We start from the raw sequence: 26421 nt of genomic DNA, 5'->3' as shown, positions 1-26421 counted from the left end.
TCACTAACTAGTGTTTATTAAGCCTGCTCGATGCATTTCGAGTAGGCTTTTTATTTAAGTTTAATGATCGAACTTAGTTTTTTATAAGTTTTTACTATTTCAGGAAGCGGATCATTTAGCACATATTTCCAAGAAGAGTTTTTAATGCTTTTTAGTTTGCCTTGTTGAAGTGCTTGTTGGGCAAGATAAAATTGAGTTTTACGATAGCCAATAAAATCGATTGTTTGATTTTGTGCGAGTTTTACCATTAATATTGGAAAGTTAACACCAGCGTATAAAGAGCCAATTAAAGTAGACCACAAGCGAGGATTAAAATCAATAAGGTGATAGGAGTTAGATTTAGGATCGTGAACAAAATCTAAGTGAGCAATGCCATTCCAGTTAAGTTTTTTGATAATAGCTTCGGTTTGCTTTAACAGTTCATTATTATCAATGAACTCAATTCCTGTAGCGAAAGAAAGAGCTTCTCTAACCAATCCTTTTTGGATTGTATAGGCTTTAATAATACCATTTTTGGCTAGTAAGCTGATATCAATATCTTCACCATAAATATTTTCCTGAAGGATGAAATCTTCCTTGTTAAAATTATTTTCTTTTGTGGTTTCTAGATAAGAATCTGCTGACTTAATCATTTTAACCTTATTTCCGTTTGTGTCTAGTTTTGGTTTTAGAAGTATTGGAAATGTTATGGATTGAAGATTTTCCTCTGAAACTAAATAACTTTTTGGTGTTGGAAATGAATGTTCTTTCAGCCAATTAAAAAGTAGCCATTTGTCAGAAACGATTTCTAAGGTTTCTTTTGTGGATTGAGGAGGAAGAAGAGAACGATCAAATTCTCCATTTAAACTAGCGAAAAATGTATAGTTCGATTGTTTTACAGGAAGAACGACATCTATTTTCCATTCCCTTATTTTGACATTAATTTTTTCAATTTCCTCTTTTTTGCTTTTGAAATTAAGGTATTCATATTTTTTAACGTGACGAGAATAGGGAATGGTATTAAAATATTCTTTGCGTTCTGGTGATACTACATAGATATTAACATCTTGTTTATAACTCAAACATCGGATTGTATCCAGAATATACGGTCCTCCTTTATCATCTACGAGTAAAATATTCATCTTCTGCATTTTGCTGATTATGTATATATCTATATAATATAGGTATTTAGGCAAGCCGAAGCAAAATTAAATGATAGATGTGTTAAATGCGTTGATTAGTAGTTGGTAAAGGATATCCAAGAATGTGTAAGGTATTTTTATAGGGTTAAAAAAAGAAAACTCACCAATAATAGGTGAATTCCCTTTTAAGATTAAGTTTTCACGCTTAAAGAAGCTCTTTCAAGGCTCTTTCGATAATTTCATCTTTTGTACGGTCATCCCAATCGAATGAAACTTTAATATCTGGAGGAACACCGTTTTCGAATGTATTATTTTTATCCAATGTTAAAGCTTGAGTTATTGAGAATCGATAAGTCCAACCATTTGGTAGCTGACCACCATTTGGTAAGCCTAATCCGCCACCAGTTGTATCTCCTACAAGAATCATGTTAGGCAATGCCTTTGTTGCTAAAGAGGTAAACGATCCTGCGCTGTATGTTCCTCTGTCGACCAATACCATTACTTTGTTTGTGTATCTAATGCCATCGTGAGGAGTAACTTTTACAGGTTTATCTTCCGAAAAATCGTTGTGTGCTGGTCCTGTTTTTATTCTTGAGTAATTCAAGATTGTTTCTTTCTCGACAAAGCGACTCAGAATATTAAAAATATCGGTAACGGCACCTCCGCCATTTTCTCTTAAATCAAGAATCAGACCTTTTGTGTTTTTGTAACGATTCAAAATAAAATCAAGGTTTGTATTGTCTACTGTGCCCGTAAATGAACCAAAGCGTATGTAGCCAACCTCATTATTGGCTAGAAAATCGTGAGTAAAAGGGCCCGAGATATAATAATCTTCGGATAGGTATTGGTCTTTTACAATTCGAGAATCGTAATTATCCTGACCCAGTTGATCTACGCCAAAAAAGGATATGTTAAAATCGGAAATCAAATTGGTGTGATCATCTTTAAGTTCGGTAAGCATATCGCCTAATACGGTAAACAATGCCTCCTCCGACATGTCATTACTTATTTTTGCCGAGTACTTTGTTTTAATTTGATCCCAGTCGATATTTTTTAATTCAAAATAGGAGTATTTTTCATCACATTGGGTCCATAGGTATTCAAAGTTTGTCATTGGATCAGTGGAAGCCAAATCTTTTTCGAACATCGCGTCTTCGCAAGAAAAAAAGAATGGAATTATTAGGAGTGCTAAATATATCTTTTTCATTGTATTATTTTTTTATTTTTCGAGATACTAAATCATTAATAACACCTTCTGGTGAACTGGTGAGTAAAGTATTTTATTACTTTTTATTGAATAAGAGAGCTATTTTAAGAGTGTGATTACTCATCTCGAATTGATCTAAGTTCCCTCCTGTTTTGTAAGCATCCCATTCGTAAGAAAGGCGTATTCCATTTTTGTTTTTTAGATACACTGTGTAATCTAAGGCAGAGCTGAATCTTGCTCCTGAAAAAGCTTTGAATTCATATGATTTTAGAAAGCCATCATCATTTAATACACCTTCTTGGCCAGAATATGCATAGCCATTTCGATAAGTATTGTTCATTAATCCAAGGTTAAATCGAAACGAAAGAGTTCTATCTGCAGGCTTGAGTTTGAAAAATAAAAAACGATTAAGGCTTGAGATATCACGGGTTGCTTTAACGGACCCAAATAAGGTAGAGAAAAGTTCTAATCCTGTTGAGTTGTTTTGTAAAATTGGGTTAACTCGAAAATTACCTGTGGTATTAAAGAGTGCTCCAACTCTAACGTTCCATTTTTCGGTTGATAAAGATCGAATTGCATATAATTGGGAATAATTAAATGCAAATGTTTTTATTTGACTTGTTGATGTGGTGCCGTTAAAACTTGAACTGTAATTTCCGAATCCGTATGACAGACCAATTTCAATTTCTCTATTGTCATCTGCTTTTAAGCGGGAAACTGAAAATGTTTTTGCTGTTCCGTTGTAAAACAGTGGAGAGGTTGCAAAATCTCTGAGTTTTGAAATGTTAAGACCAGCACTAAGATTGATGTATGTTGGTCTTGATTTACGAATTTCTTTTTTTGATAAACTACTTTCTTGCATTTGGCTAAATGCTCCTAAAGGACAAATTGCCAACAATAAAATAATGAGCTGTTTTCTTTTCATTTGTGAATTGATATTAGTAATTATTTGCACTTAGTTTGGCACCAAGTAGGGTTAAGACAACCATGTTCGTGCAAACACGTACATGGCTAGGTTTTTTATATTCATGAAAAAGAAAAAGGGAACCCACCAATAATAGGTGAATTCCCTCGCTGCTAACTAAAATGTATCTCTACTTACATTATTGCTTAACAATTTTGAAGCTAACTGCTTCATTAAGGTTGATAAAGTGAATAAAATACAATCCTGACGGATAACTGCTCAAGTCTAGAGTGGTTATTGGTTCTAGTTTTTTGCACAAGATTAGTTTTCCGCTCGAATCGAGCAGTTTTAGCTGTAGAGTAGATACATGGTTGAAGTTATTTCGTAAATCGATAACAAGTTTGCCCTTGGTTGGGTTCGGATAAATCGACATGTTTTCTTTTAATAGGTCTGCAATACCAACAAGTATTACTTCGACAGATTCTGATTGTGAAGATTTGCATCCAAATTCGCTCCAAACTTCAACGGAGTAATTACCATCTTGTTCTGGGGTGAATTGTTGGGCTGTGAATCCGCTTAGAGTCTGATTGTTTAAATACCATTGGTACCCATTTTCGATAGTAGATGAGAGAATTCCATTGGCATAGCTTACGATTGGTGTTTCTGGAGTTTCGTAAAGTCCTAGATGAACTGCATCTGTTGCTTCACATCCATTTGCATCGATAACTTTCAAGCCGTAATTACCTTCGGTAGTTGCAATCAATTCATTTGTGCCTTCCACATCGTTCCAGAAGTATTGCACAAAATTGTCAGCCACACTAAAAATATGTTCTGAGCCTTCGCAGATATTGATATCATTACCTAAATCAACAGATGGAGAAGTGTAAAATGAAAAATTCACATCATCTGTTGCATCACATCCATTGTTATCAATTACTCGAAGGGTGTATGTTCCTTCGGTGCTAGTTAGGAACTCATTTGTACCTTCTACATTATTCCAGAAGTATTGTGCGAAATTGTCCGCAACACTAAAGGTGTGCTCAGATCCTTCACAAGCAATAACATTATCACCAAGCTCAATTGTTGAAGCAGGGAATACCGTTAAATGAACTTCATCGGTAGCTTCGCATCCATTGGCGTTAATAACCCGAAGCGTATACGTACCTTCTTCAGTTGCTGAAAATTGATTTGTTCCTTCTACATCATTCCAAAAATACTGGGTAAAGTTATCTGGAACACTAAGGGAGAATGCGCCACCTTCACAGATTTGTGCATCTTGTCCTAAATTAATTGATATGGATGAAATTGTTAGACTAACATTGTCTGTTGCTTCACAGCCATTGTTATCGATAACCCTTAAAGAATAATTGCCTTCTGTTGTTGCGATAATTTCGTTTGTACCTTCCAAATCATTCCAGAAATATTGAGCAAAGTTATCTTCGACACTAAAGGTATGTGAATTACCTTCACAGATTAAGATATCCTCTCCTAAATCTATGTTTGGCGTAGAATTAACAAGTAAGTTTACCACATCGCTTGCTTCACAGCCATTAATGTCTATTACTCTTAAGGTGTATTCCCCAGTAACTTCTGTAGAGAACTGGTAGGTTCCTTCTACATCATTCCAAAAGTACTGCTCGAAATTATCAGGAATACTAAAAGTGTGTGAGCCACCTTCACAAATTTGAACATCATCACCTAAATTGATAATTGCAGCAGAGTGAAAGCTTAGGTTTGCAACATCAGTTGCCTCACATCCATTTGCATCGATAACTTTTAACTTATAATCACCTTCGGTAGCTGCAATTAATTCATTTGTGCCTTCCACATCGTTCCAGAAGTATTGCACAAAATTGTCAGCTACACTAAAAGTATATTCATTGCCTTCGCAGATTTGAATATCAGCACCAAGATCAACTGTAGGAGCAGTAAAGAAGGACAAGTTTGCAATATCTGTTGCTTCACAGCCATTTAAATCAACTATGCGTAATGTATAATCTCCAGCAATGGCAGTAGTGAATTCATTGGTTCCACTTGCATCATTCCAAAAGTATTGCGCAAAATTATCAGCTATACTAAAGGTATGATCATTGCCTTCGCAGATTTGTATATCAGCACCTAAATTAACAGCTGGTATAGCATGAATGGTTATTAAATCTGCCATGCTAGAAACATCCGATAAGGAATAAGTGTCGTTTGTCGCTGTTAACGAAACGGTGTACGAACCTGCTGTATTATAAGTGTAACTTGGATCAATTTCGGTACTTGTATTTCCATCTCCAAAATCCCACAGATAGCTTTCTCCATCAGTAGAATTATTGGTGAATTGAACTGTTAAAGAACCGCAGTTTTCGGTGTTGTCGGCAGTAAAGCTTGCTTTAACAACTGCAATGCGATTAATGGTATCGCTAAGCGGCACACTCCAATTTCCTTGATCATCCTTAAATTGATAACTGATGGTTTGATCGACTCCTGGCGGGATGGACAGTACATCTACCATCTCATTTAAAGAGAATTGAACTGTTGTAGGATCAATAGTTACAGTAGTCAGATTGGTAAGATCGTCGTTAAACCAATATCGGTATTGATTCAGTTTGGCTACTTGCTGAATTGGACTTTTAATAAATTGTTTTGTTACTACCGAAGACCAAATGTTACTTTCGTCTTTAATTCGGACATTAATAACATGAAGTCCAACTGGTAATTCAGATAGTTCGATCAACTCCTTACTGTCAACTTTATCGCTTGCAGGAATAGTGGTAGTTACAATATTTTCGATGTTGCTATCAAACCAATATTGAACTGTTGTAAGTTGATGTGCTTGTGTGTTATTTTCTCGTTTAATTATTTGTTTTGATACAACACAAGACCATATGTTTGCTTCATTCTTAATGCGATAATTCAATAAGTGCATTCCACCACTCAAGGTGGATAAATCAATCAATTCGGAATGATCCAATCGATTTGTAGCGGCAAAAGTGCTTGTTATTGCACTTTCAACATTATTATCGAACCAATATTGTATGGTATTCAGCTTTTGCGATTCAGCCAATGCTTCACGCTTAATAATTTGTTTTGAAACTACACAAGACCATATGTTTGCCTCATTCTTTATGCGATAATTCAATAAGTGAATTCCATTGCTTAAGGCCGATAAGTCAATCAATTCGGAATGATCCAATTGATTTGTGGCTACAAAAGTGCTTGTTATTGCCCTTTCAATGTCATTATCGAACCAATATTGTATGGTATTCAGTTTTTGCGATTCAGCCAATGCTTCACGCTTAATAATTTGTTTTGAAACTACACAAGACCAAATGTTTGATTCATTTTTAACACGATAATTAATCAAATGCATTCCATTGCTTAAGGCCGATAAATCGATTAAATCGGAATGATCCAATTTGTCGGTTGATACAAAAGTGGTCGTTACTTCATTTTCAAGATCATTATCGAACCAATATTGTAGGGTATGTAAACTTTGAGATGGAGCCAAAGCTTCGCGTTTGGTAAATAGTTTATTTACAGTGTTGCTCCATACCTTATTGGTGTCTTTAAATCGAATACTAATAGAGTGCAATCCATCGGATACAGTTGATAAATCTACTAGTTCGTTTATTGCAATATTATTACTTGGAGACGATAGGTTAACAGATGTTCTGTTTGCGATATCATCATCAATCCAATATTCATATTCTGTTATCTGGTTCTGACTAAATCCTGCTAAGGCAAATAGCCAGAAAAAACAGACCAGGAGTATTTTTTTCATATTGATTTCCTCCATTTATACCATTAATAAATTATTTTATGGGTATTTCCGATGTGTATTAATTAATCGGATTAAAGGAAATTATCTGTCTTGAGCTTGTACGCCTAGCTCCACACTTAACTTACCATCAGCATCATTTTCACTTGCAATATCAACTTTGAAAAAATGAGGATTGGATGGAACGGCAGAAGCTTTGCAAGGGTTAGTTGTTCCATATATTCCAACATTTGTTCCGTCAAGAGCAGCATTCACACCTAGAGAAGAAGCTTGTAAATGGTAATCATTTGCAAAATCGAAAGTATATTCTTTTCCTGTTTCCAGATTTACAAAAATGCTTGCAATGTCTTGATTAAATAAGTTGTTATTATCATCGACTCCCATCGAGCCTGCGTAGTCCTTTCTAAATAAATTGTTATCAAATTCACAAGTGTTTGGTATGCTACATGATTGATCTAGAATAACATTAGAGCTAAATACTATTCCTTGGCAGTCATAGAAATTATATCCACTACCACTAGAGCCAGTATAATTACGAACCAGTACACAATTTGATATTAAGGAGGTATTTCTAAAATAAATAATTTGTCCTTGAATAATAGATTTTTCAATTGCAATATTAGTAGCAGTACCAGCGTTAGAAGATGAAACAGTCCCAAGAAGTACACATTCACTAATAATAAAGCCGTCAATAGTTCCATTTAATTGAGTTTGTCCACCAATTCGACATCTACTTATTGTAATGTTATTAATAGTTTGTGATGATGTGTAGATATAACCGTTTGTATATAAACCTTCAATTTTTGATCCATCACAGCCGGTGTTGAGATAAAAATTTCCGATTACTTGTGTCATTCCAGAAGCAGCAGTAGAGTCTGCATAATGTCCTGTTCCAAAGATGGTCAATTGTTTGTCAAGAGTAATTGTTTCGTTGTAGGTACTACCAGGAATATAAATGGTGTCCGTTGCTACTGCAGCAGTTATAGCATCAGATATTGTTGTGTGCAATGTTGGTGTTCCAGCATGTTGAAGTAGTACTTTTTTTTGAGCTTGTACAAGAAGAACTGAACTTATTAAAATAAGGCTTAAGAGTAGAGATTTTTTCATGATTTTAGTTTTTAGGTTTTTCAATTTGTCTCTAAAATAGCCTGATATAATAAGAGCTAATAGCAAAAAACAATAAGTGGGAGATTTCGATAATAAGTGGGCGGAATTAATGGCTTAATTATTAATTATTCGTCATTAATAATTACTTAGCGACCACTTATTAGCTTATTTGCTCACTTGTTATGTATTGAATAATAATTCGATTTAGAATTATTATCTTGAGCTTGGAAACCTTAAATCTATCTGTATAAACACTTAAATGAAACAAGTTTTTTTATTCTTGCTACTCATTTGTACTTGGTTTAGCATACAAGCACAAGAACGGCCGTATATTAATTATACGACGCATTCAGGCTTACCACAAATTCAGGTTATGGCTGTTCATCAAGATCCCTCGGGGTATATTTGGGCTGGAACGAAGTCAGGAATCGTTAAGTTTAATGGTGAGAGTTTTGAACACTTCTTACCCAAGGAGAGAATTTTCAAAATCAATAGTGATTCTCAGGGGCGAGTTTACGTTAAAACTTACGATAAACTATTTAGATATGATGGAAAAGAAATGAAGTTACTATCGACTTTCTCTGATATTTCTCGTGTATTTGTAGGAGATGATGATTATTGGCTTGTTTCAGCTAAAAATCTAATCAATTATTCTGATTCCATAGAGATTTGTAGATTCGAAATAGGAAAAGATATTAAAGGTGCAGTCAATTCTGTTGGATATGATAAGGCAAATAAGAAGTTGCATTTCAGTTCTGAGGGATCAAAAGAGATTCATAGCTGTTGCAATGGGAAAATCAAGAAAGAAGAATTTAATACAGACTGTAAGGAGGTAAGAGCAGTAGATTTTAATGGAACAATTGCATACATCGAAGTGCTTGGAAATACTGATAGATATATTGATCCTGAATCACAAAAGGAGTTTTTTACAGTTTACAAAACCAATAACCTTGTTGATAGTATTCAGGTTAAACATTTGCCTATAAAAAGCTATTTATTTTCACATGATTATTCTTATTTCCTGTTGGATAGTGTTTTGCGTTCCAGTACAAAAATAGATTTGAGCTTTATAAAAGCACCTTATCCTGTAATATTTGATCGTGATAATAACATTTGGTCTGGTTCAGATAATGGACTTTATCAGGTTTTTAATGGTGTAATAAAGAATTACCCACGTTCATTCATGAATGATGTGTGGACTCTGATTAAAGGTGCTGATCAAGAGTTTTATGGTGCCGTTTTTAAGGAAGCTTTGTATCGTTATGACTTTAACAATGAAACCAAAAGTGAGATTGTAGCTCCAGGACCATATAATCGAAAAGAGACAGACTATTATTATGGTGCTAGCAAAGATTCAAAAGGAGATTTATATTTCCCAACCCATTATGGATTGGTGAAATATGATTACAAGCAAACCAAGAAATTTGATACTGGAATTTCTTTAATCTCCAAGTATGATTCTCTTTCAAATCAAGTTGTTTTTGGCCAATTGAATGGTCTCGGATTTATCGATGAAAAAGAGAATGTTAAAATATTAATTGATTCAAGTAAAAGATTTATTGCTTCCCATCCTTCTGCTATTGAGTTTGATGAGGATGGGAATATTTGGGTTGGAACAAAATCTAGCTTGGCAATGTGGAATCGACAAGAGGAGAGATTTACTTCAACAAAAGTGTGTCCTTCGCAAACTTTCACAGTTATTCATCGCGATAAGAGAAATAATATTTGGCTTGGCGGGAAAAATGGACTTTGGTTGTATAATGGAAAGACAAATGAGTGCAAAAGAATAGCCGAAGGAATTATAGATAATAATATTACAGATATCATTTCATCAAATAACAACTTTCTCGTAATAGGGACATCATTGGAGATTTTTGTGATGGATTTGAAGGCGTTTTTTAATGCTGGAGAATTGAAAATTAAGCTGTTTAATTTCCGTAATGGATTTTTATCTGAAGAAGTTTGCCAGAATGGATTTCTACTAGATAGGAATTTGCTTTATGTGCCTTCTACAACATCTACTTCAGTTCTTAATCTAGACAAAATTAATTTCGATGCGGATTTTTACGATGTGAGAATTAGCAAATTAAATGATGAGGGAATTGTATTTTCAGATACTTTGTCACGTTCGTTGTATACGATGTGTTCCGGATGCAACGAGTTGGATTTTTCATTTGAAACCATAGGCTTTGGATTGCCTACTAGTCCAATGTTTAAATATAAACTTGATGGAGTAGACGATGAATGGAGTCCTTGGACAACAAAAGAATATGCAAACTATCGAAATCTTGCTTCGGGTAAGTACTGTTTTCATGTGATGGCTCGTCCCGGAGGAAATCCAAATTTGAGTGTGATAAAAGAAGATCATATTCATATATGCATTTCACTTCCGTTTTATAAAGAACCACGATTCTATCAACATGCATTGTTTGGATTTATTCTTTTGACTTTAATACTTGGATTTTTTGTGCATTCTCGATTCCATATCAAATTAAAAATGATTGATAGAGAAAGGAAGATAAAACTTCTTGAGATTGCTACCCTTCAAGCGCAGTTAAATCCTCATTTTATATTTAATATTCTTTCGTCGGTTCAAAATTTAATTAGCCTTCATAAACCAGAAATAGCCAATGAGTATTTGATTAAATTTTCACGATTAATTCGTTCCTACATGGAAGCATCTATCAAATCTTCAAAGGTTTTGCTGGGAGCTTCGGTTAGCAGTGAGATAAGTGTGAAAGAAGAGGTGGATCTTTTAAGGATGTATATTGAATTGGAAAAGGTGAAACACAACAGTGAGAAATTTGATTTTAAAATTGATGTTTCTACTGATTCTCTATTGAATAGGACTATTCCTCCAATGATATTGCAACCACTGGTCGAAAATGCCATTAAACATGGTTTGGAACCGAAAGAAGAAATGGGGTTTTTACAAATTTCTTTTTCAGAACTTGAAGAAGGAGTAAAGTGTGTTATAAAGGATGATGGAATCGGTAGGGAAAAGTCAGAGGAATTGAAAAAGGAATCAATAAAACTATATCAATCACGAGGAGTGGAATTAATAAATAAAAAGATAGAAATTCTGAACGATTTGGATTATCAAATTCGATTGGAATATGCCGAAACAAATGTTGGCACGGAGGTTCATGTCATATTTTCAAATTAGTCAATTATGCAAGAAGTATATTCAGCATTAGTAGTGGAGGATGTCAAAGATACATCGACCTATATTCGACAGAGAATAGAGAAACTGTGTCCATCGATCAAAAGTATTCAGCAAGCTTTTAGCATTGATGAGGCCTACGATAAGATAATTGTGGAACATTTTGATATTATTTTTTTAGATATACAATTACCTAAGGGGACTGGATTCGATTTGTTACGAAAATTGTCCGAGGAGGGGAAAATTGATTTCGAAATCATTTTCATAACTGGGGAAAGTGCCAAAGAATTCACTTTGAGAGCGATTAAGTATTCTGCGCTTGATTTTCTTTATAAGCCATTGGATGATAATGATTTGATTATGGCAGTTAACAAAGCATGTGACAAGCTGAAAACGCAATATTTTAATCGGCAAATAAAATTGTTATTGGATAGAGTTGGTGGAGATAATTTGAATAAAACCAATAAGATTGCCTTGCATCTGCACAATGGAATTGTTGAGTTTGTAAATGTTGATGAGATAAAATACCTCGAAGCTGACGGTGTTGTAGCTTATGTTTTCTTGAGCAATGGAGATAGACTTACAACAACTCGAAACCTGGGTTATTACAAAGAAATGCTGATGATGGATTACAATTTTTATCCAATTAGCAACAGTTTATTGGTGAACCAGGAATACATACTTCGTTACAATCATAAAGAATTGGAACTTACGCTAAACGATGGGACAAGTCTGTTTGCCTCCAAACGATTTGGTAAGAGTTTTAAAGATACTTTTACACAAAAAAACAATGGTTCAAGTGTTTTTAAAAGTATTACACAATTTTGGAAAAGGATACTCGAATAAATATCTACTGAATTTATTTAAAGATTTTAGATTCTATTAATTCACTGTCTTCTTTTGCTTCGATCTTTATTTTCACATCTTTTAATTGGTGAATTACAAGTAGGTTTCCTTTTGGTAAACGATGAATTTCTTCATTTGTATGAACAAGAACGGCTCCTGTTAAGATGTATAAAACGAGGTGTTCAATAGTGTCTTCTATTTGGCATTGAACTTTTTCTTTAGCTGCAATAGAAATGGCTGTTAATTCTCCATTTGTATTTCCTCTCGTCATTAAATTAAAATCGACACACTTTCCAATCGATGAGGTTTTCCAATCTCCTTCAAAACTATCAATATCGAATTTAGCGAGTTTTTTACGATATTGATTTTCATGAGTGATCTCTATTTCTCCCTCTAGAATCATTAATTTTCGTGATATACCTGGCAATGAAGTAAAATTTGATTTTTCAACTTCAACTGTTGCTGTACTTAATCTAAAATCAAAATTTCCTTGTTTATAATCAGAATTTGGAGGATAAATTAGTAGTTCAGTGCTAGTTCCACCCGACCACTTAATGGTATCAAAATTGTTAGGAGTAATGATTGAATATTGCATTTGTTGGTGTTTTGAAAAAGTATTCCAAATCTACTATAATCCATGAAAAGCGAAGTGATTTTTTAGATAGAAAAAAAGGGAATCCATCATAATTTGACAGATTCCCTTAGTATGTGTTTTTTTAGATTTAAGAATTATTCAACTTCTCGATTTTTCACATGTTTTTCAAGCCATTGATCTTGTTCCCATAGCAAGTGTAATATGCTTTCTTTGGCTCGATAACTATGACTTTCTTTAGGAAACATTACCAAACGAACATTTGCTCCTAATCCTTTAAGAGCATTAAAATAGCGCTCACTTTGCATTGGGTAGGTTCCCGAATTATTATCTGCTTCACCGTGAATAAGAAGCAAAGGAGATTTCATTTTGTCTGCATGCATAAAAGGAGACATGTTGTAATATACCTCTGGAGCATCCCAATAAGAGCGTTCTTCACTTTGAAAACCAAAAGGTGTTAAGGTTCTGTTATAAGCTCCGCTTCGCGCAATTCCTGCAGCAAATAAATCAGAATGACTAAGTAGGTTTGCTACCATAAATGCACCATAAGAGTGACCACCAACAGCAACTTTATTTCTATCAATATATCCTAAAGCTTCAACAGCATCAATAGCGGCTTTTGCATTTGAAACTAATTGCTTGCGGAAAGAGTCATTAGGTTCTGTTTCACCTTCGCCAACAATTGGGAAAGAGGCATCGTCAAGTACAACATATCCTTTTGTTACCCAATAAATAGGGGATGCCCAATATGGATATGTGAATTCATTTGGATTCTGTGTGTTCTGAGAAGCACTGGCTTTATCCTTAAATTCTTCAGGATAGGCCCACAAAATCATTGGCATTTTTTCTTTCTTATTTAGGTCATATTCAACTGGTAGATATAAAGTTCCAGATAATTCCAACCCATCTTCACGTTTGTAGTTTAATACTTCTTTATGAACGTTTTGGATGCTTTTAAAAGGATTTTTGAAGTTGGTTAGTTGTTTTAAATCTTCCTTTTTTAAATTTCTGAAATAGTAGTTAGGGTAATCTGTTTTCGACTCAATTCGCACTAATAGTTTGTTGTTTTTAGGATCAAAATCTCTTAAATCCTCAATTTTATCATCATAAGTTGATTGGTATAAACGCTCTTTCTTTTCAGTTGTCAGGTTCATTTTATCAACAAATGGATATTGACCTTTATCCGAGTACCCTTCACCAATTAAGAATACATTATCACCTTCTAAAGCCAAAACGTAATTTCCATATTTATTTCTTTTGGTAACGAAACTTCCCGGATCATTATACTTGTCTTGGTAATTTCTATCAGAAATGATTTTAGTTTCCTGCTTGCTATCTGATGGGTTAAATAGGTAGGCTTTTGTATTTCTAGTATTCCACCAATAATCCATTGCAATGGCAGTATTGTCGTTTGCCCAATTGATGGTATAAAAGCGATTAATGGTTTTTAGAATACTTTTCGGCTCTCCATTAAAAGGTGCTTCAAGCTCAAAAACTTCATCTCGAAAATCAACTTTTTTCTCTGGATCTCCATCGTCAAGAGCAACTACAAAAGTTAAAGTAGCAGCTTTGTCATCACGCCAATCTAAATTTCTTCTGCCAGTGCGTTCTGCCATAAATCCTTTCGGAAGCTCTTCAATTAAAGGAACTTCCAATACGGTTTCTATTTTCTTCGCATCTTTAGAATATATTGTCGTTTTTGATGGGAACCTGCGGTAAGGAACAATATAAGAAAATGGTTTTTCTACAGTATTTACCATTACGTATTCGCCATCAGGAGAAAAACTAATGCTGCTATACATTGCTGCACCTAGCCATTTATTTTTCTGCCCATTAATATTCACCTTGTAAAGTTCCGAATGAGCCAGTTGTTCAAAATTATACTCGTCATTCTTATTTTTAAGCAGATCTTGATATGTTCTGTTTTGTGCCTTACTTCCTTCATTTACTGAAATGGTTGGCCCAGTTGGAATCGAACTTTTTGTATCGATTAGGTCTTTTTTATCCGTAGAAATCATCTTAACTAAAACAGATTCGCTATCCTCAAACCAATTAATTACATCGCGCATGTTTGCATTAACATTTGCCTCGGTTAGTTTTTTAGCTTCTGATTTTTTCATATCAACAAACCAAATTTCAACACCACTTAAGGTGGTATGAGTAAAGGCAATTTTCTTCTGATCTGGTGACCAAGAAAAGTTGGCTAAACGTGGATTATCAGGAAGCCCTTTAACCTCCACAGGCTGTTTGTCTTTATTTTTAAGGTTAATAATTTTTAAGTTGTTGTAATAATTGGTTCGACTTCCAATATTCGTTTTTGGATTAATTCGTAAGCCTCCCAAGCGCATTTCTTCCTCCGAAAGTTCAGCTATGCTCTTGTACGAATCACGGTAACGTAATAGCATAAATTCTTTACTTTCATCAATTAATACAGAAGGTGCTACCTGAACATCTACAAGGTCAAGTATTTCTGCTGATGGTTTTTGATAACCTAAATTTTCCTGTGCATTGGCACTTGAAAAAGCTAGGAGGATTAGCAAATACATTAGTCGTTTCATAATTTAATTTTTATGTTCCAATTTAACACTGTTTGTATTTAAAGTCAATTTTTTATAAAAAATGCCGAAAACTACATCGGCCCCTATTCCGTGTAATTTTCGGCAAAAATTATCTGCTCAATTTTCATAAATATGAATAATAAACAGCTGCTTGACCATACTTGTAAGAAAATAAGTTGCCAAGCTATTATTCCGATGGCTAGTAGGTAAATTTAACATGCATGGAATATTTTTATAGTTTCTTTTGTTGTGGTTTAATAGCAAATATCATACCAATAAAATGAGAACAAAGCTCAATTCAATTGAGGTGATCAAAGGAGGGTTGAGCTCCGTCTCATTTACACTTAATTGTCCAGTTAATGTTGTAGTTGTTATCTGGCTCTAGTTGTAGTCATCTAAAAAAAAATAGTCAATGTGTGTGTGTACCTGCCAAACACATCTCCATAAAAGAAGAAGTGTTTGATTGCAGGATCTTTGTAAACAGACTATTTCTTATCAATTTCGTTTAGTAGGTGTTCAACCGCTTTTTGTAGTTGCTGATCTTTACCTTTTGTTACCATTTCTAATTGATTCTCAACTCGAATATCTGGCTCAATCTGCTGATTTTCGATGTAATCACCTTTCATGTCTTTAATACCAACCTGAGGTATGCCGAAGTAAATGCTCTTGTCTTGAAGTGTTTCCCACCAAACTGCAGTCATTGTTCCGGGAACAGGCATTCCTACTAATTTACCAATCTTAAGATATTGGTAAGCGTAAGGGAAAGCACAAGCATCAGAGTAGTTTCCTTCATTGATTAATACAGCAGAAGGCTTTTTCCATTTTGACATAGGATCTGAACCAAATAATTGATCGCGAGGGCTAAATTTGGCATACTCCTTACCACTCAATAGTGTTACAAGATCATCATGTAACCAACCTCCACCGTTAAATCTAGTATCAACAATAATGGCTTCACGAGTACCATATTTACCTAACATTTCAGAGTAAACTTTACGGAAACTGGCAGAGTTCATTCCTTTAACGTGGACATATCCAATGCGTCCGTTTGAAAGTCTATCACACTCTTTTTGGCAGTTTTTAACCCAACGTTCGTACAATAAATTTCCTGTCCATGAAATAGGCTTAACAATTTCATCCCAACGTTTTTTAGTTGCTGGATTATAAAGGCTCAATAATACCTTCTTACCAGATTTGTGATTCAGTAGAGGATAATGGCTCTTATCTTTACTTAAACTAACACCATCAATTTTTTCGATAATAACACCAGCTTTAATCTTAGAATCAGCCTTGTTAAGAGGACCTTTTTCAAGAACTTCAATAATCTTTAGTCCATCACCTTTGTAATTCCAGTCGAAAAATGCTCCTAGTTTCGCAGTATTGTCAGCATTGCTTGCTCTGAAGCGATAGCCAGAACCTGTGTGAGAGGCATTTAGTTCACCTAGTAATTCACTTAGCATTTCTGAGAAATCGTGATTGTTGTTGATGTAAGGTAAGAAGCGTTTGTATTCAGCTTTGTAAAAATCCCAATCCAATTGATGCATTTCAGGATCGTAAAATTTTCTTAGCATGGTACGCCAAACGTGCTCAAATAAATATTCTCTTTCTTTGGCCTTATCCAAATACATTTCAGCATTATAGCTGATATTCTTACGTTTATTACTAGCAACATCAACTTTAATAATGCTGTTACCCGACATTAAGAATAGGTTTTTAGCATCCTTGTCGAATTGCATAGCACCACCACCACCTTTTAAGTCTAATACCTTTTTAGTCGAATTTTCAACTAAATCGTTAACCCATAAGTCATATCCACCATCAAATTTACTTAGGTAGAAAAGCTTCTTTCCATCAGGAGTTAAAATTGCATCAGATAATTTTGAAGGATTAATCGTTAAGCAGATTTGACGATCTTCCAAACCAGAAAATTCGATATTCAAATCTTTCTCTTCTTCATCTTCCTTTTTATCCTTCTTGTCTTTTTTGCCTTTCTTATCTTTTTTAGAAGATTCCTCTTCTTTTTCACTTTCCTTTTTCGCTTTTTCTTCTTCCTCAATCAGCTCTTTTTCTTCTTTTGAAAGTTTGAAGTTGTCGAAAGCCTCTTGAGTAAAGAATTGCGCATAAACATCGTTTTGAGATCCCCAGCTACCATGACTTCTGTAGCCTCGTTTGTCAGTATCCCAAATCATTGCATTTCCTTTGAGAGACCATTTGGCATTTGAATCGCTGTATCCACTTTGGGTAAGGTTTACCATTTTTTTATTGCCTTGAGCATCTACTAATGCTACATCGGCCATGAAAATTGTGTGAGGATAGAAATTTACTAAGAACCATTTACTATCAGGAGACCAGTCGTAATGTTGGTCACCATCAGTATATGAATAATTCCATTTTCCATCAAGAATAGTACGGACTTTTTTACTTTTAAGATTGATTACTTTTAGAGTTGTACGTTCTTCTAAGAAAGCCACTTCTTTTCCATCAGGAGAAAATTTTGGTTGAAATGTTTCAGGAGTCGATTCTAAAACAACTTCTTCTTTTAATAAGGTTGAATTGGCAAAATTTGTTTCGAGCTCGCGAACAACTTTTGTTTGATATAAATTCCAACTTCCTTTTCTTTCTGAAGCGTATAATAAAGCTTTCCCGTCAGGGCTAAAACTAACACTACGCTCTTGCTCAGGAGTATTTGTGATTCGTTTGGTTGTTCCATAATCTACAGAAGTGACAAACACCTCACCACGAACAATAAAAGCAATTTCTTTTCCATTAGGAGCGACAGTCATCTCGCTGGCACCACTTCTTAATTTTTCGAAGCTTACTGCATTTTCTTTATTGTCTGTAGCAACACTAACAGCTAATTTTACTGGATCTCCACCCTCTTTTTGCGTGTAGATTTCTCCATTCCAAAAATAGCACAGTGTGTTGTTTTCAGAAATGCTTAGGAAACGAACAGGATGTTTTTCAAAACTACTTATTTGTTTTAACTGAGATTTGTTGTTTACAGGAGCCTTCCAAACATTAAAACTTCCACTCTTTTCCGATAAATAGAAAATCGCATCGTTCGCAGCATTAAAAACAGGGTAAAGATCTTCACCTTTAAAGGTTGAAAACATGCTGTGTTTTTTATTTTTGACATCGTATAACCAAATGTCTCGTGTAACTGCCGAGGTGTGATGTTTTCTCCAATGATCTTCATATCCTTTGCTGTCTCTATAAAGAAGCAAATCCATGTTTTTATTGTACTTAGCATCCAATGCTGGTGTCGTTAAAACTTGAGTAGTTTTACCTCCAGCAACAGGAACGCTATACAATTCAGGAAGTACTCCAGAAGGAAACATTGCATTCTTAGAATCATCGCTTATCGATGATGAAAATAAAATGTTTTGCCCATCAGGTGTATAACTAGATGGTGTTTCGCCACTAGAGTTATAGGTGAGTCGAAGAGGAGTTCCTCCTTCAACTGGTATTGTGAAAATATCAAAATTGCCATATCGATTCGATGCAAAAGCAATTGTTTTGCTATCTGGTGACCAAATTGGCTGATAATCGTAAGCTTGATTTGTTGTAAGTGCTGTAGCCACACCTCCGTCCGATGATATTGTGAATAAATCACCATGGTATTCAAAGACAATAGTTTGTCCGTTGGGAGAGATTGATGGATATCTAAGCCACTGAGGAGTATCCATACCTAGAAGACTTTTAGCAAGAGCAATTAGAAATGTGGTAATGAAAAACAACTTTTTAATCATGTCTTATTAATTTGTGTTAAAAATTAAGGTCTTAGGTTTACTATTTAGTAATAATCAAGTTTTTCTATCATAATTTGTACCAAAGCAAATAAGCATCTGGTAATGTGTCGTTTTAGTAAAAGAGTGGCTGCTCAACAGTAATATTTATTGTTCGAAAGTGGACAAATAGCTGTTCGGAATCGAACTTTGTTCGTTCGTGTAAAAGCTTTTAGAATTAAGCTGTTACGAATTGTGTTTTTAAGAAAAATTATTTTCTTTGTTTCGAAAATATATTGCTTAAAATCAATTGAATTCGATATGCTAAATTATCAAGTGAAAGAGCAGTCTGTTATAGCATCTTTGGAAGGAGTAAAGAGAATTAACGCTAAAATTTCAGACTTAGTGAAAAAGGAGATAAATGAATTTATTGAAAAATCAGGGCAGCAAGTAGTGCTCGATTTACGAGGTGTGAGTTTTATTGATAGTGAGGGATTTTCCGCCTTACAGGCAATTGCCGAATTCGCTCGTGTAAACAATCAAATCTTTTCCTACATGAATGTTTCTGAGGATGTAATGGAATTGATTGAGTTGGTTGGAATGAAAGAATCTTTTGTGATCTTCAAAAATTAAAGATCCTTGAACTCTTTAGGGTATTCAACGCATCCTGCTATGTCTTTTAAAGCATCTGGCAGTATTTCTTTGGCCATGAAAACTTGATCAGGAACATCAAAAGGAGGACTGATATTGAATTCAGAAGCTGCTTTGAATCCAAATTTTGGATAATATTTTTCGTGGCCTAAAACAATGATTGATTGGTGTCCTAATTTTTTTGCTTTTGCAATGCCTTTTTCTACCAATTGGGATCCAATACCTAAACCTTGTAGTTCTGGAATAACGGACATTGGCGCTAATACTAAAGATTCAAAGCTTTCTTTTTCTGAATTAATTTTAATGGGGAAAAACAAGATGTGACCAATGATCTCATTACCCATACAAGCTACTAAGGAGAGTTCTTTTATGAATTTTCGATTTTTTCGCAGTTTCTCAATTAAAATACCTTCGTTTTCTTGTCCAAAGGCCATATCATTAACCATAGATATGATTTTATAATCGTTTTTGTTTTCTGGGCGAATTTGAATCTTCATAAAAGGTAAATTTTAAGATAGAAAGATAGTTAATTTTGAGGATACAGAAAATCCAACTAATACGATGATTAGTTGGATTTATATGTTGTTGTATCGTAACTAAACAGATACTCCTACGAGCGTCGCCTTGGTGCAAGAATTAACTATTACATTAGCAAAATCGCCGACCTCAAAGCTCCCTTTAGGAAATACAATTACTTTATTTTGTGACGTTCTTCCGTAAACATCTTGTTCTGATCTTTTCGATATTCCTTCAATTAAGACCTCAAAAACTTCTCCGATATCATTTTGATTGTTTTCAAGAGATAATTGTCTTTGAAGAGCAATCATTTCATCCAAACGTTTCGATTTTACATCTTCAGGAATATTATCCTTTAAATTTTTATAAGCAAAAGTTCCCGGACGCTCAGAATATTTAAACATATAAGAATAATCATAACCTGCCCACTTCATCAAATCTAAAGTTTCTTGAAATTCCTCTTCTGTTTCGTTATGAAATCCGACAAAAATGTCCGAAGAAATGCCACATCCAGGGATGATTTTTCGAATTGCAGTAATGCGATCTTTGTACCATTCTTGCGTATATTTTCTACGCATGTCTTTCAATACAGAGTCACTTCCCGATTGCACTGGTAAGTGAATGAAATTGCAAATGTTAGAATATTTCGCAATTACATGCAAAGTATCGTCACTCATATCCTTAGGATGCGAAGTGGCAAAACGAATACGCATATTAGGCTCAGCCTGAGCTACCATCTCTAATAATTCCGGGAATGTAATTTCAGAAACAGAATTCTTAAAATGATATGAATTAACATTCTGTCCTAGTAGAGTTACTTCTTTATAACCTTTTGACGCCAAATCCTTAACTTCTTTAAGAATACTCTCAAAGTTACGGCTACGTTCTCTACCTCTTGTGTAAGGAACAATACAGTAAGTACAAAAGTTATTACAACCCCGCATAATAGAAACAAAACCCGAGATAGCAGTTTCATCAATACGAGAAGGGCAAATATCCTTATAAGTTTCAGTCAACGACAAGTCAATATTGATGGCCTTTTCCCCTTTCTCTGCTTGTTTAACAAGCAATGGCAGATCCATATAAGCATCTGGCCCAACGACAATATTTACGTTTTTCTCTTGCTCAAAAAGTTTCTCCCCCAGTCGCTCAGCCATACAGCCAATAACACCAACCAAGAGTTTTGGATTCTTCTTTTTTAACTCGCTAAATCCCTGAACTCTACCACGAACCCTTTGTTCTGCATTCTCACGCACAGAGCAGGTGTTAACCAAAATCACATCAGCCGCAGCTCTTTCCTTAGTTCTCTCAAAACCGTCGTGCTCCATAATGGCAGCTACGACTTCACTATCGGCAACATTCATTTGACACCCATAGGTTTCCATGAATAGTTTTTTCTTGTCTTGCTCCATCGTTGTATTTCACCAGTTAAAATTTCCGTGCAAAGTTATATTATCTCAATTGATTGACAAGGCCTAAGAGAATCATTTAGAAAAGTTTAAAAAAAGATCCTTAAAAATAAATTTTGCTTTCCATGTTTATGATTATAAATAGTGGATTAATTCGTACTTTTAGAATTAAGTGAACTGTTTTTTTTATCCTAAAATATTTAGTTGATATTGGCTTGGAAATAGTGTTTGTTGCTAAATATTTTTGTGTATTTTTACCTCGCAAATTAGAGGTCTGAGAAGGGCTTGATTTAGAGTGGGTTTGAAGATTTCGTATCTGTTTTGAAACCTTTTTTTGTTTTAGAAAATGAAAAAAAAGGAATAGTTCTTGTGTTACGATAAGTAGTGTAAATGTAAAAGTAGACATCATGAAGCGTATTTTAGTTCCAATCGATTTTTCAGGAGATTCACTCAAAGCTTTGAGGTTTGCCATTTATTTGGCGAATAAATTGGATTGCCATCTTAGGATAATTCATGTGCAAAAATCCGAAAAGTTTGAAATTCCATTTCATTTTGAAGAAATGAAAAATGAGATCATTCATACGGTGCAAGAATATTTAGAAAAATTGATAGAACTTCATTCTGCTGGCTATTGTGTCAAGAATGGAGTTTTTGATTTTAAGATAAGAACCGGAAGTGTTTATCGAGAAATCGTAAATCAGGCTAAATACGGAGATGCCTATATGATTCTAATGGGAGCATATGGAGCTTCTGGTTTTGAAGAGTTTTTTATTGGAAGTAACGCTTTTAAGGTTGTTCGAAATGCTGATTGTCCAGTTATAACGGTTCAAAATGAATTTACAAAAGGGCAGTTGAAAACAATTGTTATGCCTATCGATGCGAGTACTGAAACAAGAAAGAAGATCCCTTTTGTTACTGATATAGCTTCTAGTTGCAATGCAAAAGTTCATATTTTAGGGGTTCATGAAACAACAAACTCGCAAATTGTTGGGAAAATTGAGCATTACATGAGACAAGCCGAAGGTTATTTTAAAGAGGCGAATGTCGAATTTGTGTCGAGCCTTCGTCAGGGAGATAATAATACATTCTCCTCTCTTGATTATGCTCGTGAAGTGGAGGCTGACCTAATAACAATAATGACAGAGCAAGCAGAAAGCTCGTTTAATATGTTCTTTGGATCCTATGCTCAACAAATGGTGAATCGATCGGAAATTCCAATTTTATCTGTTCCTAACGATTAAAATTCGGTTTTTAGATTAGACTTAGATTATTTAGCCGTTGTTCGGCTGGTAATCTTTTTTATTAGATTTTGATAAAAAGAGTAAAATGCAGTACAAGAAAATTATATTTCTTTCTTTTTTAATTGTTTTGGGCTTTTCCGCAAGAGCTCAATATGGTGCGGTTCAGGAAACTGAAATGGCAAGTGCAGATACCTTAGGGATAGTAAATATTATTCAGGACGCAAGGGTGGATCAACTGTTGGAAACAGATCAAATGATTAGTGCTAAAAATCCTGGTTTTACAGGGTATCGTGTGCAAATTTTTTCTGGAAGAAGTACCGATAGAGAACGTGCTTTTAAGGTGAAACACGAATTTAATGAATTGTTTCCTGAGGAAAGAGCGTATGTAGTTTACAAAGCTCCAGATTTTCGAGTGCGTGTTGGTAATTTTAGAAGTAAAATTGAATCAATCGAGCTGTATAAAGCTTGCTTAGAATATTTTCCAAATTGCTATCCAGTAAAAACAAGAATATTGTTTACTGATCTAATTCCTATACAACAGGAAGTGGAAGAAGTGATTTTGGAAGAAGTGACAGAATAACAAATACAATCTAAATAACCATTATAATAAATCGAAATGAGTGATCAACTTAAACACGAGTGCGGAATAGCTTTAGTCCGTTTGCGTAAACCTCTTGAGTATTATCAGGAAAAGTATGGGACTTGGCAATATGGAATTCAGAAGCTTTGTCTTTTGATGGAGAAGCAACACAACAGAGGACAAGAAGGAGCAGGAGCCGCTAGTATAAAAATCGATCAGCAACCAGGAACAAAGTATATTCATCGTCATCGTTCTAATGGGAATCAGCCAATAAAGGATGTTTTCGATGGAGTTTATAAAGATCTTGCAGCAGCTGAAGCTAGTGATCCAGATAAGTTTAATGATCCGGCTTGGGCGAAAGCTAATTTGCCATTCGCGGGGGAATTGTATTTGGGGCATTTAAGATACGGAACATTTGGTCGTAACAGTATCGATTTTGTTCACCCTGTTAAGCGTGAAAACAACTGGCGTTCTCGTAACTTGGTATTGGCAGGTAACTTTAACCTAACCAATGTTGATGAATTATTTGATCTATTGGTTTCCTTAGGTCAGAGTCCAACAGATTATACTGATACAGTAACTATTCTTGAAAAGGTTGGTCATTATCTTGATGAGGAGAATCAACTTAAATTCAGACAATATAAAAATGAAGGTTTTACTTCTCAGGAAATTTCTCCATTAATTGAGAATAATCTTGACGTTCAGAAAGTATTGGCAAGCGCTTCTCGTGATTGGGATGGTGGTTATGCTATTGCTGGTATGTTTGGGCATGGTGATTCTTTTGTAATGCGTGACCCATGGGGTATACGTCCAGCCTATTATTATCAGGATGATGAGATTGTCGTGGTTGCTTCAGAGCGTCCGGTTATTCAAACAGCCTTGAATGTAAAAGCTGATACGATTAAAGAAATTGAGCCAGGAAATGGCGTAATCATTAGAAAGAATGGTGATGTTGCTGAAGTACCTGTACGTGTGCCACAAAAACGCAGATCTTGTTCATTTGAGCGTATTTATTTCTCTCGTGGATCTGATAAGGATATCTATCTTGAAAGAAAGAAATTGGGTGAGCTTTTAACACCTGCCATTCTTGATAGTATCGATAATGATATTGCGAACTCTGTTTTTTCATTCATTCCTAACACAGCCGAGACTGCTTTTTACGGAATGATGGAAGGTGTTCGAAATCACTTGCAAGAGGACAAGAAACGTAAGATTCATGATCTAAACGGCGAATGGACTGAAGAAAAATTACAGGAGATTATTTCGGTAGAACCTCGTGTTGAGAAAATAGCTGTTAAAGATGTTAAGCTAAGAACATTTATTTCTGGAGACGAAGGTCGTGACGATTTAGTTGGTCACGTTTATGATGTAACTTATGGTATTGTTCGTAACGATGTTGATAATCTAGTGATTATTGACGATTCAATCGTTCGGGGAACAACGCTTAAGAAAAGTATCCTAAGAATTCTCGATAGACTTCATCCAAAGAAGATTGTTGTTGTTTCATCGGCACCTCAAATTCGTTACCCAGACTGTTATGGTATTGATATGACAAGAATGGGCGATTTCTGTGCCTTTAATGCAGCAATTGCTTTGCTTAAGGAAAGAAATATGGAGAACGTAATTGATGATGTTTACCAGAAATGTAAAGCTCAGGAAAACTTGCCTAAAGAAGAAGTTATGAATTATGTAACTGAAATCTATAAGCCATTTACTCCGGAAGAAATATCGGATAAAATTTCTGAACAGTTAACTCCGGAAAACATGAATGCAGAAGTGAAGATTGTTTTCCAATCAATAGAAAACTTACACGCTGCTTGTCCTGAAAATAATGGTGACTGGTATTTCACAGGTGACTACCCAACTCCGGGAGGAAACAAGGTTGTAAATACATCATTTATCAACTATGTTGAAGGAAATACAAAAAGAGCTTACTAGTTATAGTTTGCTATAAAAATAAAACCCCGCTTTTTCAAAGCGGGGTTTTTTATTGGATAGGGAATAAAAAAGCATTCTGTTAGGAATGCTTTTTGCTATTATTTCTTTTTGAAAATATTTAATTTAGGAGCCTTTGGAAATTTGATCTTTAAGAATGAAAGATAAGAAGAGGTGTGTCTGTCAATTTTCTGATCGTAAACATCCTCAATAGTAATCATGATACCTGTTTCTTCAACATCACCAAAATGCGAATTTACAGCTGTTCCAAAGCTTCTCATCGTTGGAGATAAGCCCATGTAAGCATTGATTAATGGTGGGATATTAGCTCCATTTTTGCGAACATTTTGCGATAAAACTTTATAGTTCTCTTCAAATGTATCGTAACAAAAATCTTTTGCTAGCGTCTCAGTATCCATGTTAGTTACAAGAGGCGTTGTTGGCGTAGCCAGTTTATCAGGATCGTTGAACATGCGATTCATGAAATACAAAATATGATTTCTAGCCTCGGTGTTAAAATGAGGATACATGGTCACTTTCCCAAAGAAATATTTGACCTCAGGATACTCCACAATTAGAGCACCAAGCCCATCCCATAAATTGTCTAATGCATAAAGACTCTTTCGTCCTTTTAAAATTGATTGATATTCCGGCTGAACAAAAGATCTTCCTAATTCAATGGTGTGAGGCATGTAATCCTTCTTGAATTCGTCAGAAAAATTAAACAACCTGGAAGTTGCTAGGTAAGTTTTCCCATTTTCATCAATGGGAGCATCTTTGCAGATAATATAGCGATAACCACCTAAAATTTCTTTTGCACTTGGATCCCAAACAATAAGCTGATGATATGGCTTCTCATCTAAATCATAATGATCAATATCTATGTCTTTTCCAGTTCCACCACCAGCTTTACGGAAAGTAATTTCGCGTAAACGACCAACTTCTCTCATCAAGTTTGGAGAGTCGTGATGTGTGAAACTATAGATTTCATTCGAGCCCTTGTTGGTCTTGCGTACAAATCTTTCTTCAGTCAACTCCTTTTCAAGTTCCTCTCGCGCTACAGGGGGAATAATTTCTTTCATCACGTGGTGTATTGTTTC

Annotated in this window: 17 protein-coding genes; 6 read left to right on the top strand and 11 right to left on the bottom strand. The window is 34.8% G+C overall.

The features are described 5' to 3' along the window. Positions 1 to 50: 50 nt before the first annotated feature. The 5 genes from L3049_RS19310 to L3049_RS19290 all read right to left on the bottom strand — a co-directional run bounded on the left by L3049_RS19310 (position 51) and on the right by L3049_RS19290 (position 8105). The gene (locus L3049_RS19310; protein ID WP_275111472.1) at positions 51 to 1121 is read right to left on the bottom strand and encodes an ATP-grasp domain-containing protein; all 1071 of its coding nucleotides are present in this window, start codon (positions 1119 to 1121) and stop codon (positions 51 to 53) included. A 205-nt stretch (positions 1122 to 1326) separates the two neighbouring features. Next, positions 1327 to 2328, bottom strand: a complete 1002-nt coding sequence (locus L3049_RS19305; protein WP_275111471.1) for a S41 family peptidase — start codon at positions 2326 to 2328, stop codon at positions 1327 to 1329. Between the two features lie 76 nt (positions 2329 to 2404). Further along, on the bottom strand, positions 2405 to 3253 hold the full coding sequence (locus L3049_RS19300; protein ID WP_275111470.1) for a hypothetical protein: 849 nt from the start codon (positions 3251 to 3253) through the stop codon (positions 2405 to 2407). Positions 3254 to 3431: 178 nt separating this feature from the next. Beyond that, positions 3432 to 7001: a PKD domain-containing protein gene (locus L3049_RS19295; protein ID WP_275111469.1), complete on the bottom strand. Its 3570-nt coding sequence runs from the start codon at positions 6999 to 7001 to the stop codon at positions 3432 to 3434. Between the two features lie 81 nt (positions 7002 to 7082). After that, complete coding sequence (locus L3049_RS19290; protein ID WP_275111468.1) at positions 7083 to 8105, bottom strand: hypothetical protein; 1023 nt, start codon at positions 8103 to 8105, stop codon at positions 7083 to 7085. A gap of 259 nt (positions 8106 to 8364) precedes the next feature. On the opposite strand from L3049_RS19290, the gene L3049_RS19285 reads away from it, so the two are divergent. Together L3049_RS19285 and L3049_RS19280 are read left to right on the top strand one after the other, a co-directional pair. After that, on the top strand, positions 8365 to 11271 hold the full coding sequence (locus L3049_RS19285) for a sensor histidine kinase (protein ID WP_275111467.1): 2907 nt from the start codon (positions 8365 to 8367) through the stop codon (positions 11269 to 11271). Between the two features lie 6 nt (positions 11272 to 11277). Beyond that, the gene (locus L3049_RS19280) at positions 11278 to 12114 is read left to right on the top strand and encodes a LytR/AlgR family response regulator transcription factor (RefSeq protein WP_275111466.1); all 837 of its coding nucleotides are present in this window, start codon (positions 11278 to 11280) and stop codon (positions 12112 to 12114) included. 13 nt (positions 12115 to 12127) lie between these two features. Here L3049_RS19280 and L3049_RS19275 read toward each other — a convergent pair whose 3' ends face one another. The 3 genes from L3049_RS19275 to L3049_RS19265 form a co-directional block, all read right to left on the bottom strand. Continuing rightward, entirely contained in the window at positions 12128 to 12709 is a 582-nt protein-coding gene (locus L3049_RS19275) for a HutD/Ves family protein (protein ID WP_275111465.1), read from the bottom strand. A gap of 134 nt (positions 12710 to 12843) precedes the next feature. Next, positions 12844 to 15264, bottom strand: coding sequence for a S9 family peptidase (locus L3049_RS19270; protein WP_275111464.1), 2421 nt, complete (start codon positions 15262 to 15264; stop codon positions 12844 to 12846). Positions 15265 to 15749: 485 nt separating this feature from the next. Beyond that, positions 15750 to 19013, bottom strand: coding sequence for a S41 family peptidase (locus tag L3049_RS19265; RefSeq protein ID WP_275111463.1), 3264 nt, complete (start codon positions 19011 to 19013; stop codon positions 15750 to 15752). Positions 19014 to 19310: 297 nt separating this feature from the next. Here L3049_RS19265 and L3049_RS19260 point away from each other — a divergent pair, with 297 nt between their 5' ends. Next, a complete protein-coding gene (locus L3049_RS19260) occupies positions 19311 to 19622 on the top strand; it encodes an STAS domain-containing protein (RefSeq protein ID WP_275111462.1) in 312 nt (103 codons plus the stop codon). Here L3049_RS19260 and L3049_RS19255 read toward each other — a convergent pair. Further along, positions 19619 to 20137: a GNAT family N-acetyltransferase gene (locus tag L3049_RS19255; protein WP_275111461.1), complete on the bottom strand. Its 519-nt coding sequence runs from the start codon at positions 20135 to 20137 to the stop codon at positions 19619 to 19621. The two genes, L3049_RS19260 and L3049_RS19255, sit on opposite strands and share 4 nt — an antisense overlap. 99 nt (positions 20138 to 20236) lie before the next feature. After that, positions 20237 to 21568 carry a tRNA (N6-isopentenyl adenosine(37)-C2)-methylthiotransferase MiaB gene (gene miaB / locus L3049_RS19250; RefSeq protein WP_275111460.1) on the bottom strand — a complete coding sequence of 444 codons (1332 nt, stop codon included), beginning with the start codon at positions 21566 to 21568 and terminating at the stop codon, positions 20237 to 20239. A gap of 404 nt (positions 21569 to 21972) precedes the next feature. On the opposite strand from miaB, the gene L3049_RS19245 reads away from it, so the two are divergent. From L3049_RS19245 to L3049_RS19235, 3 genes are all read left to right on the top strand, one after another. Next, a complete protein-coding gene (locus L3049_RS19245; RefSeq protein ID WP_275111459.1) occupies positions 21973 to 22806 on the top strand; it encodes a universal stress protein in 834 nt (277 codons plus the stop codon). An 85-nt stretch (positions 22807 to 22891) separates the two neighbouring features. After that, a complete protein-coding gene (locus L3049_RS19240) occupies positions 22892 to 23386 on the top strand; it encodes a hypothetical protein (RefSeq protein WP_275111458.1) in 495 nt (164 codons plus the stop codon). Between the two features lie 36 nt (positions 23387 to 23422). Further along, positions 23423 to 25324: an amidophosphoribosyltransferase gene (locus L3049_RS19235; protein WP_275111457.1), complete on the top strand. Its 1902-nt coding sequence runs from the start codon at positions 23423 to 23425 to the stop codon at positions 25322 to 25324. A 98-nt stretch (positions 25325 to 25422) separates the two neighbouring features. On the opposite strand, the gene glsB is transcribed toward L3049_RS19235, so the two are convergent. Then, a complete protein-coding gene (glsB, locus tag L3049_RS19230) occupies positions 25423 to 26403 on the bottom strand; it encodes a glycine N(alpha)-acyltransferase GlsB (RefSeq protein WP_275111456.1) in 981 nt (326 codons plus the stop codon). Between the last annotated feature and the right edge of the window lie 18 nt (positions 26404 to 26421).

Origin of the sequence: Labilibaculum sp. DW002 (genome assembly GCF_029029525.1) — a bacterium.
In the GTDB taxonomy this organism is placed as follows: Bacteria; Bacteroidota; Bacteroidia; order Bacteroidales; family Marinifilaceae; genus Paralabilibaculum; species Paralabilibaculum antarcticum.
Note: the sequence above shows the minus strand (reverse complement) of the source record. Positions and strands in the feature narration are given on the sequence as shown.